This is a genomic window from Mycobacterium appelbergii, assembly GCF_032883035.1.
Lineage (GTDB): Bacteria > Actinomycetota > Actinomycetes > Mycobacteriales > Mycobacteriaceae > Mycobacterium > Mycobacterium appelbergii.
On record NZ_JAMQTH010000001.1, the window covers coordinates 799,314 to 816,990 of the forward strand.

At 66.0% G+C, this 17,677-nt stretch carries 19 protein-coding genes and 1 pseudogene; 7 read left to right on the plus strand and 13 right to left on the minus strand.

Going from position 1 to position 17,677, the window contains the following annotated elements; translation table 11 throughout:
• Positions 1–402: 402 nt before the first annotated feature.
• The 7 genes and pseudogenes from M1247_RS03740 to M1247_RS03770 form a co-directional block, all read left to right on the plus strand.
• Positions 403–4,089, plus strand: a pseudogene (locus tag M1247_RS03740) (alpha/beta hydrolase); the annotation flags it as partial.
• Positions 4,086–4,343 carry a DUF7161 family protein gene (locus M1247_RS03745; protein ID WP_317154897.1) on the plus strand — a complete coding sequence of 86 codons (258 nt, stop codon included), beginning with the start codon at positions 4,086–4,088 and terminating at the stop codon, positions 4,341–4,343. The pseudogene M1247_RS03740 and the gene M1247_RS03745, both read left to right, overlap by 4 nt.
• A gap of 2 nt (positions 4,344–4,345) precedes the next feature.
• A complete protein-coding gene (locus tag M1247_RS03750; RefSeq protein WP_317154898.1) occupies positions 4,346–4,582 on the plus strand; it encodes a hypothetical protein in 237 nt (78 codons plus the stop codon).
• 5 nt (positions 4,583–4,587) lie between these two features.
• The gene (locus M1247_RS03755) at positions 4,588–6,141 is read left to right on the plus strand and encodes a hypothetical protein (RefSeq protein WP_317154899.1); all 1,554 of its coding nucleotides are present in this window, start codon (positions 4,588–4,590) and stop codon (positions 6,139–6,141) included.
• Positions 6,142–6,265: 124 nt separating this feature from the next.
• Complete coding sequence (locus M1247_RS03760; RefSeq protein WP_317154900.1) at positions 6,266–7,198, plus strand: WXG100-like domain-containing protein; 933 nt, start codon at positions 6,266–6,268, stop codon at positions 7,196–7,198.
• 16 nt (positions 7,199–7,214) lie between these two features.
• Positions 7,215–7,685 carry a YbaB/EbfC family nucleoid-associated protein gene (locus M1247_RS03765; protein WP_317154901.1) on the plus strand — a complete coding sequence of 157 codons (471 nt, stop codon included), beginning with the start codon at positions 7,215–7,217 and terminating at the stop codon, positions 7,683–7,685.
• Positions 7,682–7,978: a hypothetical protein gene (locus M1247_RS03770; protein ID WP_317154902.1), complete on the plus strand. Its 297-nt coding sequence runs from the start codon at positions 7,682–7,684 to the stop codon at positions 7,976–7,978. Before M1247_RS03765 ends, M1247_RS03770 begins: the two co-directional genes overlap by 4 nt.
• A gap of 8 nt (positions 7,979–7,986) precedes the next feature.
• Here M1247_RS03770 and M1247_RS03775 read toward each other — a convergent pair whose 3' ends face one another.
• The 13 genes from M1247_RS03775 to M1247_RS03835 form a co-directional block, all read right to left on the minus strand.
• Complete coding sequence (locus M1247_RS03775) at positions 7,987–9,765, minus strand: hypothetical protein (RefSeq protein ID WP_317154903.1); 1,779 nt, start codon at positions 9,763–9,765, stop codon at positions 7,987–7,989.
• A gap of 45 nt (positions 9,766–9,810) precedes the next feature.
• Positions 9,811–10,140: a hypothetical protein gene (locus M1247_RS03780; RefSeq protein ID WP_317154904.1), complete on the minus strand. Its 330-nt coding sequence runs from the start codon at positions 10,138–10,140 to the stop codon at positions 9,811–9,813.
• Between the two features lie 37 nt (positions 10,141–10,177).
• Positions 10,178–11,194 carry a beta-ketoacyl-[acyl-carrier-protein] synthase family protein gene (locus M1247_RS03785; protein ID WP_317154905.1) on the minus strand — a complete coding sequence of 339 codons (1,017 nt, stop codon included), beginning with the start codon at positions 11,192–11,194 and terminating at the stop codon, positions 10,178–10,180.
• Positions 11,181–11,969, minus strand: a complete 789-nt coding sequence (locus M1247_RS03790) for an ESX secretion-associated protein EspG (RefSeq protein ID WP_317154906.1) — start codon at positions 11,967–11,969, stop codon at positions 11,181–11,183. The genes M1247_RS03785 and M1247_RS03790 overlap by 14 nt, the downstream gene beginning before the upstream one ends.
• A gap of 68 nt (positions 11,970–12,037) precedes the next feature.
• Positions 12,038–12,325, minus strand: a complete 288-nt coding sequence (locus tag M1247_RS03795) for a hypothetical protein (RefSeq protein WP_317154907.1) — start codon at positions 12,323–12,325, stop codon at positions 12,038–12,040.
• Between the two features lie 25 nt (positions 12,326–12,350).
• Positions 12,351–12,620, minus strand: coding sequence for a hypothetical protein (locus tag M1247_RS03800; protein ID WP_317154908.1), 270 nt, complete (start codon positions 12,618–12,620; stop codon positions 12,351–12,353).
• A 51-nt stretch (positions 12,621–12,671) separates the two neighbouring features.
• Entirely contained in the window at positions 12,672–13,493 is an 822-nt protein-coding gene (locus M1247_RS03805; RefSeq protein ID WP_317154909.1) for an ESX secretion-associated protein EspG, read from the minus strand.
• Positions 13,490–14,572 (minus strand): PPE domain-containing protein, encoded by a 1,083-nt coding sequence (locus M1247_RS03810; protein ID WP_317154910.1) that lies wholly within the window; start codon positions 14,570–14,572, stop codon positions 13,490–13,492. Before M1247_RS03810 ends, M1247_RS03805 begins: the two co-directional genes overlap by 4 nt.
• A 45-nt stretch (positions 14,573–14,617) precedes the next feature.
• Complete coding sequence (locus M1247_RS03815) at positions 14,618–14,911, minus strand: PE domain-containing protein (protein ID WP_317154911.1); 294 nt, start codon at positions 14,909–14,911, stop codon at positions 14,618–14,620.
• Positions 14,912–14,936: 25 nt separating this feature from the next.
• The gene (locus M1247_RS03820; RefSeq protein WP_317154912.1) at positions 14,937–16,070 is read right to left on the minus strand and encodes a hypothetical protein; all 1,134 of its coding nucleotides are present in this window, start codon (positions 16,068–16,070) and stop codon (positions 14,937–14,939) included.
• A gap of 167 nt (positions 16,071–16,237) precedes the next feature.
• The gene (locus M1247_RS03825) at positions 16,238–16,522 is read right to left on the minus strand and encodes a hypothetical protein (protein ID WP_317154913.1); all 285 of its coding nucleotides are present in this window, start codon (positions 16,520–16,522) and stop codon (positions 16,238–16,240) included.
• Between the two features lie 445 nt (positions 16,523–16,967).
• On the minus strand, positions 16,968–17,321 hold the full coding sequence (locus tag M1247_RS03830; protein WP_317154914.1) for a YbaB/EbfC family nucleoid-associated protein: 354 nt from the start codon (positions 17,319–17,321) through the stop codon (positions 16,968–16,970).
• The gene (locus tag M1247_RS03835) at positions 17,318–17,635 is read right to left on the minus strand and encodes a hypothetical protein (RefSeq protein ID WP_317154915.1); all 318 of its coding nucleotides are present in this window, start codon (positions 17,633–17,635) and stop codon (positions 17,318–17,320) included. Before M1247_RS03835 ends, M1247_RS03830 begins: the two co-directional genes overlap by 4 nt.
• Between the last annotated feature and the right edge of the window lie 42 nt (positions 17,636–17,677).

Here is a 17,677-nt window from a genome sequence, read left to right on the forward strand (position 1 = left end):
CTGGCGCGGCGGATACCCCCGGTGCGGCCCGACGAACTGCGCAACCCGCTGGGGCCGGCCGAGGAAGCCTCAGCACGGGCGGCCAACAACGCCCGATGGTGGTCCGGACTGACCGACGAGCAGCGCAGCGCCCTCATCGAGACGTACCCGCAGCACATCGGCAACGCCGAAGGCATCGCCGCGGCCGACCGTGACCGCGCGAACCGCAATGTCCTGCAACAGTTGCGGGAGCAGGCCGACCAAGTCCGGTCGAAGGTTGACCGCGGGGAACGGCCGAGCCGTGCCGAGCGGAAGCTCCTGCGCCGGATGGACAGACTCGACCTCGCGCTGGGTAAGGCAGGCGTCGACGCCGCGCAGGCCGGGACAGAAGGGCCGCTGCTGCTGGCTTTCGACCCGTCCGGCGACGGACGCGCCGTGCTGAGCTACGGCGCCGACCCGTACACCGCGGACTCGGTGTCCTGGCATGTGCCGGGCGCGACCAGTTCGGTGGACTCACTGCTGGGCTTCAACACCACATCGGCGCTACGGCATCTGCAGGCCGTGCAGCAGGAGAACCCGGGCTTGTCGGCGGCCTCGATCGCCTGGATCGGATACGACGCGCCGAGCGGCTGGAACATTGTGCGGGCCGCCGGCCACGGGATGGCCCGCGCCGGCGGAGACGTTCTCTACAGCGACATCCGGGCCTTCAACGCGGCCCGCGACACCCTCGCCGGCGACGGCAGCCATTTCAGCGGCAACCATGTCTTCGGCTACTCCTACGGATCGACCACCACGGGTTACGCCGGGCAGGACGGACGACTGGCCGGGCAGGTCCGAACCGTATCGCTCGTCGGGTCACCCGGGGCGGGCCCGGTACGCCACGCCGGGGACTTCGGCATCGGTGCCGACAACGTGTTCGTCGCGGCGTCGGCTCGAGACGTGGTCACGGCACTGGGCGGCCGCACATCCGGTTCCGATGGCCGGATCCTCGGCATCGGTCTCGGCACCGACCCGGCGATGGATACCTTCGGCGCGGTGCGGGTCACCGCGGAACCGCCTCCTGCGACGAACCGGCTGCCTACCGGCGGGACCCGGCGCGGATATTTCCTGAGTCCGGAAGCGTCGACCAATTTCGGTCGCATCGCTGCGGGGCATCAGGAGCTGGTCGCGCTCGAGCAGCACCGCACCGAGTTGGGCCGGAGCGGCCGGGCGCCGCTGCTGCGCACGGTCGAGCCTGCCGGGGACAGGGTGGGGGACAGGCGATTCTGGAACTCGCTATGGCGTCGGCCGCCCAACTGTGCCGTCACGGTCACCGAAGAATTGACCTCGTTGTTCGGCCGGAAGTTCGGGCTGGACGCCAGGCCGTCGCGGCGCGGTGTGCCCGCCCGGGCCTTGTTCCAGGCGGTCGGCTCCGACGTGCGGTTCGGGACGTACGACGAGGTCGAGGCGACGTTGCTGGGTGATCCGTCGCTGCGGGTGGCCGTGTTGACATCGCAATGGGCCGGTGGGCGCCACGGCGGTCACGCCTACCTGGCCGTCAAGGTCGACGGCGAGGTCCAGCTCTACGATCCGCACACCCGGAGGTATTCGCCCTGGCCACCGCACTGGGGTCGGCACGCGGTGACCCGGACCGCTGTCGGTTACCTGCGCACCAACGGCGTTGCGGTCGGGCCGATGACCGCCGATGTGCCGTTACAGCTCGACGCCGCCGATATGGTCGGCAATGTCCAAGGCCCGCTGATAGATCCGGATTTCCTTGCGCGCCAGGCCGAGTACCGGGCGCAGGACTCCGCCACCCGCCTGGTGGACACCCGGTACGCAGAGCCGCTGGGTGACGTGGTCGACAACGCCTCCGACCACGCCCGGGGCCGCAGGCTCGCCGAGGACCTGTCCGGCCGCTACGGCCCCTACCGCGTTGAGCTGAGTGTCGACGAGAACTTGACCGACGTCGTTCTCCTCACCGGGAGCATCTTCGACGGCGACACCAAGATCGGCACCATTCAGCGGCAGTTCGAGAGGGATGGTGAAGGCAACCTGGTCGCCGCTCACACCGGCTTGGTCATCGATGACGAGCAATTGCGGGGCAAAGGGTTCTCGAAGGCCCTGACCTCCGAGCTGGAACGCTTCTACGTGCATTCGGGTGTCGACCGCATCGAGCTCACCACCCACGACAAGGGCGGCTACGCCTGGGCCCGAAGGGGTTACACGTGGGATCCCGGATCTCGCCAGCTGCAGGAATCGCTCGACCGCGTCAAGATGTCGGCCCGTCAGCTACGCGAGACGGTCAGCGACGAAGCCAGAGCTCTCCTGGACCAGGTTGTGCAACAGCTGGATCCGAGCAATCCGCGACTGCCGGAACCCATCGACCTGGCGAACCTGGCCACCACCGCAGAACCGAATCTCGGCCAACGCCTGCTCGACGGCACCGGGGCCGTACACGGTCGCAACGGCGTGCATTACGTCAAGTACCTGGACGCGGCATCGGCTGCTCCGGCCAGGACCGGTCTGAAGGGGTGGCTGCAGAACCTGTTCGGGCGTGACTCCGCTTCGCGCCCGACCGCCGACAACTGCGCCTACGGGGCGGCCGGTGAATTGTCGACGCTGTACCGCAGGCCCTTCGACCTTTCCTTCGCGCCCTCGAACACCGGCGTGCCTGCCTGGGCCCTGTTCGAGGCCGCGCAGTCCCGCTCGCAGTTCGCGACCTATGCCGAGATCGAGGCAGAACTGTTGGGCAGGCCCGCCCGCTCGTCGGCGATTGTGGTGTCGCGCTGGGCAGCCGATGGAGGCCGTCAGGGTGGACACGCCTACCTCGCCGTCACCGACGGGGAGCGGGTGCAGCTCTACGACCCGCGGACCAGGCAGTACTCGCCATGGCCGCCGTACTGGGGCGAGAGTGCAGTGGACCGCACCGCTGTCGGCTACCTCGACCACAACGGTGAGGCGCTACGACCGCTGCACGATGTGCCGCTGCAGCTCGGCATGCACGCCGCCGATTCGGTTGGCGACGTCAGGGGCCATCCCGGACCGGATCCGGCCCGCGTACTCGGCCTGCCCGACCACACACCGGGCACCCTGTCCGAACGGCAGGCGATCGGGGTGTTCAGCGCCGGCGAACTCCGGATGCGTGAGCTCAATGACCGGCTCGTGCAGGCCGGCGTCAGCGCCGAAGAACGTGCCAGGCAGTTATCGGACCTGCGGAACTCGTTGCGCACCTGGACCTACCAGCTGATGAGCAACCAGGACGCCGCGGAGTTCCTGTCACACACCACAATCAACCCGACGTTCGAGGACCTTGTCGCGCGCAACATGGAGCGCGGACTGACCGGAGACGCAATCTATGAGGCGATCGTCGACACCTCCGTCAACAGCCGCCTGGCTCCGGGCAGCCTGACCGACATCGAAACCGGTGCGGTGTATTCGCAGTTCGAACTCGGACTGCGGGCACTCAACGAGCAGATGATCCACGACGGCCTCAGTGCCGAGGACCGGGCCCGAACCCTGGCAGGCCTGCGTAGCTCGCTGCGGGCCTGGACGCGGGAACTGATGGAGAACCGCCCGGCAGCGGACTGGCTGTCGGCGAACGAGAGTGCCCCGACGTTCGAGGACCTGGTTGCCCGGTACGAGGCCAAAGGACTCACCGGTGACGACGTCTACCAGGCCATCATCGACGGTGCCACCCACAGCCACTACGCGGCGGGGACCCTGTCCGACGAGGAGACCCGCACGGTCTACACCAACTACGAGCTGCGGATGCGGGAGCTTCGGGACCAACTCCTGCGCGACGGTGTCAGTGCCGAGGAACGGGCCAGGACGATGTACGGGATGAGAGCGACCATCCGCACCTGGACCCGGTCACTGATGGCAGACCGGCAGATGGCTGAATGGCTGAACGCCAATGAACCGAATCCCACCTTCGACGAGCTGGTGGAACGAAACCGCGCCAAGGGACGCGTCGGCGACGAGATCTATGAGGCCATCGTTGCCAGCTCCACTCGCAGCCGTGGCAGTGTGAACGCAGATCTGGGAATCGATCCGGACAATCCGCCCGATCTGCCGCCGATGAGAGGGCCCGACGACGGTCTGCAGGATCAGCAGGAGGACACCACATGACCAGCCAGAAGCCCACGCCGCTGCGGCACGACCAGACCGGCCTGCGCGGTCAGCGTGCGCATGTGCTCGTCGAGGAGCCCACTGACGAGATCGACTGGCCGGCGAACCTGCCTGCGGGCATCAAAACCGTTGTCATCGTGGATGACACCCCGAACCCGCACCACACGCTGCGGGTGCACCCGACCGATGACCCCGAGCGGATGGCGTTGGTGGTTTTCGACCAGCTGGCGCTGTACGAGGAGGACGAGGAGTAGTCATGGACCCACGACGGATTGAGCTCAACCGCAAGCACAGCCGGGAGATGGGTGCGCTGTTCAACCAGTTCCTGGAGATGCATCCGGATGTCGAGTCCGAGGTGAACGGCGCACAGCTGAAGCCTGAGCAGGACGCCGCCTGGACTGCATTCAGCGGGGAGTTGCTGGCACGCCACCAAGCCGAACGCTCCGCACTCGCCGACCAGATCGAAGCCGAACAGATGACGACGGGCAGGTAGACGCAATGGAAGCGACGCAGGCAATCTCGTTGGTCACCGACTGGATCAGGTCCAGGGGGCTCGACTACCCGACCGAGGGTTTGGCGGCTGATCGATTCGATGCCGGGTGGAGTGTGTACGCGCCGGTGGACGTCGACGACAGTGACCCGATGGCGTTCCTCGACATCCCGGTCGGACGGTCGATATTCCTGGTGGGCGATTCCGGGCGCATCGAAGAGGTGTCGTCGTCGATCCCGCCGCAGCAGGCGCGTGACCAGTTCGCCGCACAGGAAGCCGCGGCGCGACCCAATCGTGCCACCCAGCCCAATGGCTCCGCCCGGTCCGGCAATGCGGCCTCCGAGGCGTCGGCATTCATGGCCGAGTTCGAAAAGCAGTTCCGCCTGGCCGCATCGGACGAGCCGGGCGCGATCGCCGACTTCACCCTCGTCGATGAGCCACCTGCATCGGATGAGCCTGCAGGCGAAGACGTCGCGACAGCCGAGGAGGCGTCGCGGCTCATCGACTCGATCGTGCAGGAGCTGGCACGGCTCGGCCCGGAAGGCTGGGACGAGTTCTCCGCGGTGTTCGCCTTCACCGTCACCTCCCAGATCGCCCAGGTGCAGTTCTGGGCGCAGGACCGCACCGGGCTGGTCCCGGTGCCGCAGGCGATTGCGGACCTGGTGCGCCAACAACGCGAGGTGGCGGCGCGCATGAGTGCCGGGCCGTGGTGGCGGCTGCTGTTGACCGTCACCAACCAGGGTGAGACGACCGTCGACTACGACTACGGTGACGAGCCGTTCCCGGACGACCAGCTCGTGGCGGCCGAGCACTATCGCAACGATCTCGACACCTATCCGCGCGCACAGGTACCGGTGTGGCTCGCGGGCTATACCGCTGGGCCGGACGCGCAGGGACGCGACGTCGCCCGTGCCGCTGCCGCGGCGGCCGCCGACAAGGCTGCCGGCCGCACCGCCGTCGCCACCGATCAGATCCCGCCGCTGCCCGACCTGTTGGCGCGCTGGGCAGTGTTGTCGGCGACCTATACCGGCAGCGGATCGGGCTGGGGACCGCGTATCTATCCCGGTTACGGCTGGTTCGAGAGTGATCGGCGCAGCGGATCGACGTTGTACCTGTTGCCCGGTGATCGCGCGGTGCTCTCCGGCGGCAAGTGGAACTCCGAGCTGCTGGATGCCGCCTACAACGGCGGTGGACCGCTGCCCGACCTGTACACGGGGGCGCCGGCGTGGGTGAACGACACCGTGTTGAACACCCGAAACCGCAATGGGCTGCTGACGTTCTGTTTCTGGTGGGTGGAGGGGCAGTGGTATCGGGGCGTGGCCGACACGGCCGGGGAGCTCGATGTGGCACTTCCGGCCATCTGGACGGCCGATACGACTGTCGCCGCGATGGCGACCCGGACCGGTTCGGGCGCAACGGATCAATGCCGTGTCCTGCTGGCGAAGGCGGCCGAGCACAGCGCCACCGTCGACGATGTCGAGGCATTGTTCGCCGATCAGCCCGCCGCCGATGCGGATGTCGCGGCAGACCAACTCAGTTTGGCGGGCCTGCTGGCCACCTGAGACCCGGGGTTGACCGGCAGTTGAACTCTTGACGAACAAGCCCGGCGCCGGATAGCGAATTTTCCCGTGCCGCCATAGCGTGAATTGCGATGCTGCATGGAACTTTTCGCTGCCGGGGGATCGCGTGACCATCCAGATACCCGGCTACCTGCAGTGGGTGTCCTATCTGGTCGGGTCGCAATGGCCCAAGGGCGACGAGGACGCCATGTTCCGCATCGGCGAGGAATGGACGACTCGCGCCGGGCAGTTGGAGGGTCTGATACCCGAACTGAACCAGATGCGTTCGCGCACCAGTTCGGTGCTGCAGGGCGTCACTGCCGGGGCCGCGGACGAGCAGTTCAAACTGCTTTTCGACGGCGATGCCTCTGTCGACAAACTCGCCGAGGCGATGGCGGCGCTGGGCGGGCTTGCCGAGGCAACCGGGAAGAACATCGAGTACACCAAGCTGCAGATCCTGACTTCCCTGGCCATCGCGGCGTTCGAGATCTCGTGGGCACTGGCTCAGACGTCGGTGACCTTTGGTGCTTCCGCCGCAGCAATCCCGGTGGTTGAGGGGGCGACGTCGATGGCGATTCGCCAGACCGTGTCGATGCTGCTCAAAGACATCATGACCGATCTGGGCAAGGCCATGACGAAGACCACCGTCCACCGGATCATCAAGAAATCCGGCGTGGAGGCAACCGAGGCCGTCGGTCAGGAACTTGTCATTCAACGCATCCAGCAGGCCAATGGACACCAGCACACCTACGACTGGGACAAGGTGGGAGTCGTGGCACTGGCGAACGCGGCCGGCGGTGCGGCACAGGGCACCGTCAGTATCTCCGGGCAACGCCTGCTGGGTAATTCGACGCTGAAGGGTGCGGTTGTCGGATATGCCGCGGGCATGTCCAAGGATGTGGCGGGTTCGCTGGCCACCGGTCAACCTGTCGACATCGTCTCGGTCCTTGGTTCCGCCAGCACGGCGGCGACCGGCGCAGTGCGCGGTAGGGCCGCGGCGCGCAGCACAACCCCTTCGACGGCCGACGGAGGCGGAGCCGCAGCGGCGGGGGATGACTAGCCGAACCATCAGGGGGATGAGAACAGTGGACAACGATGCGGCGCGCCATGACCTCCTGGAGGTGCTGGCCCTGGTCCAGGAACAAATGACCGAGCTCGCCGATTTCGAGGAGAAACGCGCCGCGTTGTCGGCGACAGCCACAAGCGCCGATGGGACGGTCGTGGTGACCGTGAACGTCGATGGCCTCCTCACCGAGACGGCTGTCAGCGAGTCCTATTTGGACGAATACGACTTGGCCGATCTCGGAGGCCACCTCACCGCCGCGGCCCAGGCGGCCGTATGTGACGTCGAAAGGCAGGCCGCGGAGCTACTTGCCCCGTTGGCCGAGCGCCGCGCGCAGGTACCCGCGCTGTCCGAGATCGTCCAGGGCGCACCCGACATCAGGGATCTGGTGTCACCGGCCGGTGAGAGTGCCCATGGCGGTGCCTATTCGGACGCGCAGGCCGCATCGGACTCGGACTACCCCACGGTGAGGAGTTGGCGATGACCGTACCCCTCGGCATCACCCCTCATGAGTTGCGGACAACCTCGCGCCACCTCGCCGACGTCAGCGGCAAGATGAAGGATGTGCAATCAGCACTGCTCGACATGCTCGGCGGTGAAGGCGAGGCGTGGGGGCACGACAAGATCGGCAAGCAGTTCGCCGACGGGGCGCAGGGATTTAGCTCGCAACTGGATTGGGTCGACGGTTCGATCACCGCCAAGACCGATCTGCTCGACTTCTACGCGCACGGCCTCAAGGTCACGGCTGATGCTCTGGAGCAACACGATTCGCCCTGAGGTCGCAGTCAATCGGAAGTGACCGAGCCAGGGTGCGGCGCCGGCGACGAACGCCGGGGACCGGTCTGTAGCGCCGAGTCGGGCTGCCAGACCGCGCCTCGCTGCGGAATCCGGCGACGGTGTTCCGGCTGATCGACTGTCGCCGCCTCGGCCTGGTCCTCCTCGTCATTCGCGCCGACCACGGCGACGACGGCATCGGCGTCACCGATGACCTCTTTGCCGTTCTTCTTGCGCCGCAGCGCCTTGTTGACTTGATGGCCCTTGCCGTTCTGATCGCCACGCTGCCCAGCGGCGGGAGCGCCTGCGCCCGGCGAGCCCGCGCCACTACCCAGGCCCGCCCCGGACCCGGCCCCGGTCGCTGCGGCGGGCGCCTTTGCGGCTGCGGTTGCGGGCGCGCCCGTGGGAAGGCTGTTCCCCAGGCCGCGCAAGGGCGCTCCACCGCCACCTCCGGCACCCGCGCCCTTTCCGGCGCCGCCTAGCCCCTGCGGGCCGAGCCCGAGGACGCCCTCGGGCGGCCCCTGAGGCCCGCCCCCCAACGGGTTCTGTCCGCCTTGGGCCGCGTTCTTCGCGGCGTCCATTGCCTGCCCCATGGCATCTTTGGCGGCATTCGTCGCAGCGTCCATCGCGGACTTGATGGGATCGGTCAACCCGTTCTGACCGGTCGGGACCGTCGGCTTGGTGGGATCCGGGATATTCGTGTTTCCAGGCTTGATCGGCTCGATGCCCCCGGGCTTGTCGATGGCAGGCTTGCCGAAATTCGGTGTGCCGATGGGCGGGGTGCCTCCAGGGCCGCCGCCGGGACCTGTGCCTGGCCCGCCGCCGGGACCGGTGCCAGGGCCGGTGCCGGGTCCGGTGCCAGGGCCGGTGGCATCGCCGTACTTCATGTTCGGTGGTGGCGGGAGCGCGGGGAAGTTCTCCACCGCGGCGACGGCGGTCGGGTTGTAGATGTTCTCGAACAGTTCCACCGCTTTGCGGTAATCCTTGATCGACGTCTTGATTTCTTCCAACTCTTTGAGCGCATCGGCCGCGGTCACATACCCGTCGCTGTTGTTGCGCAGGCGGCCGCTGTCGTCGAGGTGGTATCTGTTGTTGAAACTCTCGATGTGCTCTTCGAGTTTCTTCTTGTCGAACTCGCCGTTGTCGATCAGTTGGTCGTTCGCGTCTTTGGGGAACTGTTCCACGATGCTGTCGAATGCGCCTTTGAGCACCTTGAGGCGGTTCGAAATCGCCTCGGATGACGGCGTGAAGTCGTAGATCGATGTCTTGGTGACCTGCTGAGAAGCCGATTCCGCGGCAGCGGCGCTCTCTCCCGACCAATGCCCGAGCAGATGGTTCTTGACCGCCTTCTTGAAAGTCTCAGAATTGGTCTTGAGGTCGTCCCCGTCCTTTGTCCAGGCAGTGGCCAGATCGTCGATCTTGCTCTTCTTCAAGGCCTCCTGCTCTGCACGCATGTTGACGAAGGTGTGGGTCTCCCAGTTCGTGCCGCCCGTCTCTCCCGACGGTCCTTTGAGCTCGTCCTGCATGTCCTGGTAAGTGCTGTTGTCGGAGAGCAGACCCGGCACCTCGCCCAGCAACTTGCTGTCGGGTGTGTATCCCTCGATCTGTGGGGCGTAGTCCTCGTCGCCGTACTTCTCATGGACAAACTCGCCGTTGTCGCCGACCAGGGCGGCGCGCTTCGGATAGTTCGAATTGGTCACCCACGAGTTGTCGTATACGGCGCCGCTGTCGCCGTTCTCGTTCGTGCTGGTGCCCATCGTCGCACCGACATAATTGCCGAAGCTGCCCATGATCTACTGCGTCCTATCCGCGCTGCCCGCGCCGCGCCGGGTCGACTAGTCGTCGTCGTTCTTCAATGCCGTCGCCGCGTCCTGGGCGGTCTTGACGAAAGCCTGTGACTGCGAAAGCTGTTCCTTCAAATAGTCGGTCAGGTCCTTGCCGCGGGCGTTGAACGCCTTCTCCAGCATGCCTGCGAGGGGATTGGTCGATGTCCCGAAGTATCCGGTGGTCTCGTCGAGCGAATCGTTGATGAGGGTCTCCAGGCTCTTCTCGTAATCCGCCCAGGCGGTGTTCACCCCCGAAATCGCGCTCTCGTCAAGGTAGAGCTTGCCGTTCCCGGTGTCGGCGTCCAGACCGGCCCATGGGTTTCCGTTTGGGTTTGTCATTGTTCTCCTCCGAGTTGACTACTCGATGATTCGGCGGTCAGGCTGACATGGTCAATGGCAGTGTCACCGCCTTCTCGATACGGATCAGGACCGCGGCGGAATTGACGAAGTTCCCGGCGGTGAACAGCATGACGAGGTCGCCCACCTCGGCGATTCCGTTGTTCATCAGATAGGCGAGGTTCACACCGAAATCCGACACGGTCAGATGACCGAATGTCGCGGCGAACTCGTGCAGGCCAGGAGTGGGCCGTAGCAGTGCGTGCTTGGCGAGTGTGTCGGTGACACGTGCAGGTTCGATGAACGACGGTGCAAACCAGTCGATCTCGTCCGGCTCGAGGTCCACGCGCCGGTAGCATTCGGTCACGGTCCGGACTGCGGTCTGGAAGCTGGCCATGCCGATATCGGCCGCAGCGCCGGGGTGGGCGCGGTCGTAGGCTTCGAACCTGGCCGTCCATTCCGCCAGCCCGGGAAACGACGGATCGTCGATCCCGCGGTCTGCCCGGCTGCGCATCATGTCCGCCGCGGGATTGTAGGAGTTCGCGGCCACCGACAGGATCCGCGCGAAGCCGTCATGGCGGTTCAGCACCGTGCAGAAGGCGCTGTCGCCCATCAGCGAGCCTTCGGTCACCGGATTGGACGCGTAGTCGTGGCGGTCGAAGAAGAAATTGCTGTCGCCGCCCGTCACCAGTGCGTAGTCACCGGCCCAGCCCGCCTGCAGGACGGCGTCGGCGAGCATCACGCCATACAGCCCGCCGGAACAGAACTGGCGGATCTCGGTGGCGGCACCGGCCGAATTCCGGCCGAGCACGGATTGCTGCACCGAATTCTGGACGGGCCAGAAATGTTCACCCTGGTACATCGAACCGCAGTGAAACGAGGCGGCCAGGCCTGCCGAGGCCTCCGACAGCAGAGCCGGATCGATGTGGTCCGCCGCCAATTCGACCATCTCGTGCACCGACGCCATCTCAGCGGCCGCACTCGAAAGGTGCATCGGGCGTCCGGCGGAATCCTGCCCGCCCGGTATGTAGGTCGAAACCGCGCTAAGGAAGGGCATCGAACTCCCGGTCCGCTCGGGCCGCGGCGGCCCGCTCGTTCGCCGCCTCGGCCTGGCGCCGCTCGACCTTCTTGAAGACCTCAAGCAGATTGGGAACGGTGGCGGGGATGATCTGAAAGGACTGGGCACTTTCGTTCACCAGGTACGCCCCGTCGTCGGCGACGTTGATCACGGTCAGATGGTTTGCGTTCAGCAATTCATAGTCCAAGGTGAATTCGGCCGAACCGCTGAGCAGAACCGACGCCGTGATCTTCGCGTCGCGCAGAGCCGACGCCGGTGTCTGGTCCTCGAGCAACTCGTCCTTGCGGGGCCTGGTGCCGGACTGGTAGCCCGGCAGGGCTTCCAGGACGACCTGCGGGAAGTCGACGTTCACGCAGCCGATGATCTGGATGTCCTCGCCGAAGATGAGCTGATCACTCGGGTCCTGGGTGATGACGGCGCAGTATCCCGTGGTGCCGATCACGGCGAACAGGCGGTACACCTGCCGGCCCGCTCCCGATTCGATCCGCCCGAAACCCTGCAGGATGAACGCCGGAAACCTCAGGGCCTCAAGAATGCGCACCCGGTTCGGTGTCAGGCTGGCACGCAGCTGGGCCAGCGCCTCCTTGCGATCCGCCGCCACCTCCGACATGTACTTCGGCCCGCGGTGGCGGTATGCAAGCGGGGACGGCAACTGGTCGAGGCCGAGCGCTTCCCACGCGCATCTGAACGCGAAGCCGCTCATGAACCACGGCTCGACCCCATGGCGCAGCGGGGCCACGTCATCAGTGATCACCCGGACCGCCTCTCTCTCCAAACGACGGGCCCGGTTCCGATGACACCAACCGGGCCCGCCCGGGAGTCCTAGAAGTTGCCGGCCAGATGTGAATCGAGGGCTGCGGTCGAATGCTGTTGCTCGGTGCCCTGCGAGCGTGTCGCCGCGATGTCCTGGATGATGCCGTCCATCACGTTCGAGATCTGCAGGTGCTTCTGGTGCAGTGCCGTGGCGGCGTCGCCCTCGTACACCGTGAGCAGCACGTTGAAGACTTTGTTCACTTCCTCGCGTAATGCCTGCGCATCATTGAGGACCCCCTGAATTGCCTCCAGTGCATCGTGATTGGCACCGTAGTCGTATCGAATCGTATCCACCATGGGTCAAACCTTCCTTGTGCTGATGTCACTCAGAGTCGTTGTTGGCCAGCGTGCGCATGTTGCTCTTGCCCGTCTCGGCCACTTGCGTCAGTTGGTTGATGACAGCGGTGAAGTCATCGTGGTGCTGGGTCATCAGGCCCGCGAACTTCTGCGCTTTACCGCCCAGCCAGGAGCTTGCGGTCATGGTTTGCGTGCGATCCAGGATGCTGTTGGCCAGCGTCCTGGCGTTGATCATCGCCTCGTCGACCTGTCCGATCTTGATCTCTGCTTCTTGCGGGGTTAGGGCAGTAGCCATATTTGCTCCTCAGTAGTCGAATTGCTCTCTGTTACAAGGACCGTATTCGATCTAGCAGTCCCCCCATCTGTAGCCGGAAAGCTCGGCAAGCTGGCCGATGGCCTGCTTGATCGCGTGGTCGGACCCGGCCTTGAGCGTGGTCCACAGCTGGCCTGAGGGCGAGGAACTGGGTGCGGCGACGATACGCCCCCGTTTGGTATAGAACACGCCGACCGCGGCCGGCTTGCGCAACACCCGGTCCTCGTCCGGATCCAGTGCGTAGTAGACGATCTCGGCAAACGCCTGACGAGCTGACAATGCCGATCCCAGCAGCATCGCCGTGCGCGGCTCGGCGCCCAGTGCGCGGATGCTGTCGGCCAGCTGCACCGCGTCGGCGCCACCGGACAGTGCCTGACTCGCCTGATCGAGTGGCGCGCCGACGGCACCGATGTCGGCGGGTGTGGAATCAGGTAGTTGGCCCAGCAATACCTTTGCCGCGGCGGCGATGTCGGCAATGCCCGCCGAACCTTCGAGGCGGGTGAGCGTGATGTCGGTACCGATACGACGGGCGCAGACGCACTGTGCGCCTTTGCGTACCACGCTCACCCGGCACAAACCGTCAGGGGTGACGAACCGCATCGCCAGCTCGCGGTCGGGGCGCTGCAGGGACTGCACCAGTCCTCCGAGTTCGGCGACGACCTCCCCGTCGCGGATCAGACCGCGGCCGTGAAGCGAGCGGGTGGCCATCTCGACCGCTTCGGCGAGCGCGGTCTGGGTGTGATGGCGTCCTCGCAGATCCAGCACCACCGGCAGTGCCTGCACCCCGAGCCGTGCCGCGAGAACGGTCATCTCGTCATCGGTGACCGCGAAATTCGATGTGAGCGCGGCGGTCACAGGCTCAGTCCCCGGTCGACCCCGATCACCGGGGGAGATACCCAGCTGCTGTCAACCTGTTCCAAGGTGCGTTCAGGCTCGTCGGCGAAGCCTTCAACCGTGGGGCCCTCGGGTGCGGCGAGTTCATCGAAGACCGCGGTGTCGGGGCCCCAACTGACGCTGGACACGGTGAACGGGGCGTCATTCTGTGCTGTGGCAGGCAACCAGGACTGTCCAGGGTCCGAGGCGCCCGCACCCTGTTCGCCTGCCCCGTCCAGGGCTGCCGCGGGTTGGACAGATTCGTAATCGCGGCTCTGGTCGCCCCGGGCGCCCATCGCGCCCATGGGCGCAAACGGGGTGCCACCCATCCCGCCACCGCCCGCACCTCCGTGGGCAGCGAAGCCCGTCTTCTGCAACGTCTTCGGGTCACCGGTGGATTTCACATTCTGCGCGAACATCGGGCTGAGCGGCATGGCTGCGGGTGTCGCGCCCGCGGCGCCGCCGCCGCCTTCACCAGCCTCGCCTGCACCGGATTGTTCTGCCTTGAGCGCATTTCCCGCCGACACCTGTGGCGGCACCGGCTGTTCCCACGGCTGGGCCAAGCCCGCGACGGCCTCCTCATACTGCTGCATGACGGCCGCAGCATTGGCCTGATCGGCGGTGGCCGCTTCGTCGAATTCCGCGAACGTCCCGGTCAGAATCGCCCCGTTGTATGCGGCCAGCGATGCCATCATGTCCTGCGACGTCTTCGCCTCGATTGCTTCCGACACACTGGGCATGGCCAGCACTGCCACGGTGTTGGCGACCGCCGCCTCCTCGGCGCGCTGGCCGTTGGCAGCTGCGCTGAGGCTGATCGCCTGCAGCCATCTGCCGAATTCTTCCAGGCGTTGGGCCGCTGCGCTGGAAGTCTGACTGTCCCATGCCGTGCGAAGCCGCGCCAGCAGCTTGTCGAAATCCCCTGACACACTCGCCAATTCGTTGGCGATCCGGACCCAGGCCGCGCCTGCGCCCCCCACTGATGCCGGGCCGGGGCCCTCGGTGAGGTCACGAGCCAGCTGCTCGGTACTGCGCGATTCCCACGCAACATTGGTGAACCCCACGCCGAGACTTCCCCTCGTCGACCGAACCGGATGACTGTGCTGTGACTAGCCGAGGAGGTCCTCGGAGGCGGCGATGTTGTTGGAATGGCCGCGCAATGTGGCTGCGACTTCGCGAATCTCGTTCAGTCCCTGATCGGCGGTGGTGCCGAACGAGGTGTGAACCTCGTTGAGCGTGCCCGCAACGCGTTGGGACACCTCGTCTCGCCCGGACGCGGTCACCGTGAGATTGGTCGCCTCGTCGGCCATGACCCGCTGTACGCGGTTGGCGAGTTCGTCGAGCTGCCGGGTCACCTCCTGGACCTCGGCGGGCTGAATCGACATGCCGGCGCTGTCGGCCATAACAGTTCTCCTTGGTTGGGGATAACTAGATCCGGAGCTCGATATCCGGAGGTTCATAGGGGTCGGCCTCCCCCAGGACCGGGGGTGCCGCGGTGCCGAGGTCTCCGACGATCTCGCCACCTTGGTCGGTGGTGTGCAGGAACGCTGCCGAGGTGTGACTGTTGCTCGATGAGGCGTTCGCGCCCTGTCCGGCGCCCATCGCCCCCACTGGTGCGCCCCCCATCATGCCCGGCGCGCCGGCGCCGCCCACCCGAGGTGCGGCTGATTGTGTTGGGGCGGTTGCACTTTCCGCCTGTAGCAACGGCGAAGACGGCAGTGAGCGTGCGGCGAGCGTCCCGCCGGTCCCGCCGCCCGATCCACCGCTTGCGCGACCCGGTGCGGCGCCACCGCCCACTGCTGCGCCGCCCGTCCCGGAACCGGCCGGATCGATGGGGTCGATGGCGGGTTCCGCGGCGGCCTTGCTCGCCGCGGAAGCTGCGCCGGTGCCCGCCTGGATTCCGGCCTGGGCGCCCTTGGTGGCCATGGACATCAGCGGTGACGCCAAGCCTCCCAGCGACGAGGTGGCTGCCTCGGGCGCGGCGGTCACACTCACCGGCGCACCGGCAGCGGTCACCTGGGCGGCCTGAGTGCCCAACGTGGCCTGTAGTTCCGTCATCACTTCGGCCGTGCTGGCGATCGCCTTGTTGGCAGCCGCGATGGCCGCTGCCCACCCCCAGGGGAAGACGATGCTCGGTCCGATGGCCGCCATTGTCGCTGCGTATTCGGTGATGATCGCGATAAGTCGCGCGCGGGCCTGACCGACATTCGCAGCCGCTGACGCCAAACTGTCGCGCAGCGCTTCGGATTGGGCGCTGACCTCGTTCCCGTTGGCAATCGCGGTGGTTGCCTTGGCGGCTGCGGCAGTGCCCGACTCGCCCTGCCATGCGTCGCCCACCGAATTGACGGACTGCTGCAACGGGCCGCCGGTGGATCCGAACGTCTGGCTGATGCCTTTGAGCATCTCGGTCGGGTCGACACCTTCGAACAGGCCACTGCCCAACGTGCTGAGTGCCTCGGTGACCGGCGAGATCAGCGCGCTGGGATCCATCGGGCTGTCGGGCGGCGGCTGCTCCTCCGGCGGCGGCTCTTGCCCGGGCTTGGAATCTGCAATTGGTGGCAAACCCAGACGGTCGAGAATTTCCCGGACTGGCAAATTCAGAAAATCTTGCAGAGTTTGTTCTTGAGCTGCAATAACCGGCGCTGCGTCGTAGCCGGGAATCTGCTGAGCTAGCTGACCTACCGGGGTGGGCGGAGGGGAAGGCAAAAGCGACGGCATATCAGCTCGGTCTAGGCGTCGTCGGCCGAAACGATGGCAGATTGAGCCATGCCAGTCGTGGCTCCGGTGGCGGCGTGTACTCCGCCCACCAGCAGGGTGCCGGCCAGATTGCTGGCCTGAGCTGGACCGAAAGCGCTCAGATAGACCGCGCCAATGGGGCCGAGGGCAGTTGCGGCGGCCATCATCATCGCTGCCGAGTCGGCCGATCCAGCGGTGGTTATCGCGGATCCGGCGGCCTCGTTCGCGGCGGAAAAGGCAGCCATCCCTGCGGGTTGCGCGGCGAATGCGTCGCTCATCGTGCGATTACCTTTCCTGCTGGATATGGGCGTTTTGCAGGCGTAAGTCTAATGAACTATAACCGCGGGAACGGCCTCCAGCTAACTGAATTTTTCGCGAACAATGAGCCCGAATTTTGCACCGGGGTCAATTGTGTTCCTGAAAGATTGCTGGGAGCCCGCGGGCCGTCCGCGGGTGTGTCCGCATGGAGATCTGCGCCGCACTTCAGGGCCAACCGGTTGGTCGGCGAAGGGCCGCAGTCGTGGTTTGCCGGCTCGGCGCCTTCCGGTCTGAACTCGGGTGTGTCGCGTGGCGATTGGGTAAACCCAATCGCCACAATCGATTCCAGGCCCGCTGGCTAACCGTCAGTCCTGTCCGTCGCAAAACCGGAAGGTATGCCCCAACTGGGAAGAGGTCGACTGCGGAAGGTTCTGGCGAATCAATCGCTGGCAGTGCAGCGAAGTTTCAGCCGTCGGGTTCGAATGTGGTTCCGTCCCAGCGGGTCAGCGGCGCCTGCTTCAGTTCCTCCAGACGACATGCGAACTCCTCGGTCAGATACTGCTGGCGGGCGGCGGCCACCTGCGCGGCGGCCTGCGCGGTCTCGACGATCAGTTTGGCGAGCGCTTCAGCACCCAACTTGTGTGCGGCGGGCCCCATCCACAGACCGGTCATCTCGCCCAATCCGTCGACTTCCACACTGACGTTCTCGTCGCGGCTGGTGACGCGTGCCGAGATGGATTGGCAGTGCTCATCCATGGCCTGTACCAGGTCACGCTGCTTGCGGATGCGGGCGACGAGCGAGTCGGCGAGTCCGGTCATACCGACCTCCTCCAGGTGGGTGGCAGGTCGTCCTCGTCGCCAAGGGCTTCTTCTTCGGCGCGGCTCAGATCCTCCTCGGTCGCCAGCCCCAACGGCCGGATGACCGATGCGCTGAAACCCTTTTCGGTCAGGTTGCGCCTACGCTCCACTTGAGCGCGCGCCGCCGACAACCGGCACAGTGTCATGATGTCATTGGCCAGCTGTGCAGGCGGCTTCTTCAACTCGACGGCGTCGAGGCGTAGTGCGACAGGAAGGCCGCGCTCGGTGGTGAGTACCGAAATCGTTCCCCCCGGTGACTGCACGGGCTGTGGCATTCAGGTCTCCCTCGCAGCGGAGCGGCATGTTCCGATTGTCAA

Bases quoted from the DNA above. Each gene is read 5' to 3' on its own strand.
- M1247_RS03745 (WP_317154897.1), top strand. From the start codon at position 4,086: ATGACCAGCCAGAAGCCCACGCCGCTGCGGCACGACCAGACCGGCCTG.
- M1247_RS03750 (WP_317154898.1), top strand. From the start codon at position 4,346: ATGGACCCACGACGGATTGAGCTCAACCGCAAGCACAGCCGGGAGATG.
- M1247_RS03755 (WP_317154899.1), top strand. From the start codon at position 4,588: ATGGAAGCGACGCAGGCAATCTCGTTGGTCACCGACTGGATCAGGTCC.
- M1247_RS03765 (WP_317154901.1), top strand. From the start codon at position 7,215: ATGAGAACAGTGGACAACGATGCGGCGCGCCATGACCTCCTGGAGGTG.
- M1247_RS03770 (WP_317154902.1), top strand. From the start codon at position 7,682: ATGACCGTACCCCTCGGCATCACCCCTCATGAGTTGCGGACAACCTCG.
- M1247_RS03775 (WP_317154903.1), bottom strand. From the start codon at position 9,765: ATGGGCAGCTTCGGCAATTATGTCGGTGCGACGATGGGCACCAGCACG.
- M1247_RS03780 (WP_317154904.1), bottom strand. From the start codon at position 10,140: ATGACAAACCCAAACGGAAACCCATGGGCCGGTCTGGACGCCGACACC.
- M1247_RS03785 (WP_317154905.1), bottom strand. From the start codon at position 11,194: ATGCCCTTCCTTAGCGCGGTTTCGACCTACATACCGGGCGGGCAGGAT.
- M1247_RS03795 (WP_317154907.1), bottom strand. From the start codon at position 12,325: ATGGTGGATACGATTCGATACGACTACGGTGCCAATCACGATGCACTG.
- M1247_RS03800 (WP_317154908.1), bottom strand. From the start codon at position 12,620: ATGGCTACTGCCCTAACCCCGCAAGAAGCAGAGATCAAGATCGGACAG.
- M1247_RS03815 (WP_317154911.1), bottom strand. From the start codon at position 14,911: ATGGCCGACAGCGCCGGCATGTCGATTCAGCCCGCCGAGGTCCAGGAG.
- M1247_RS03825 (WP_317154913.1), bottom strand. From the start codon at position 16,522: ATGAGCGACGCATTCGCCGCGCAACCCGCAGGGATGGCTGCCTTTTCC.
- M1247_RS03830 (WP_317154914.1), bottom strand. From the start codon at position 17,321: ATGACCGGACTCGCCGACTCGCTCGTCGCCCGCATCCGCAAGCAGCGT.
- M1247_RS03835 (WP_317154915.1), bottom strand. From the start codon at position 17,635: ATGCCACAGCCCGTGCAGTCACCGGGGGGAACGATTTCGGTACTCACC.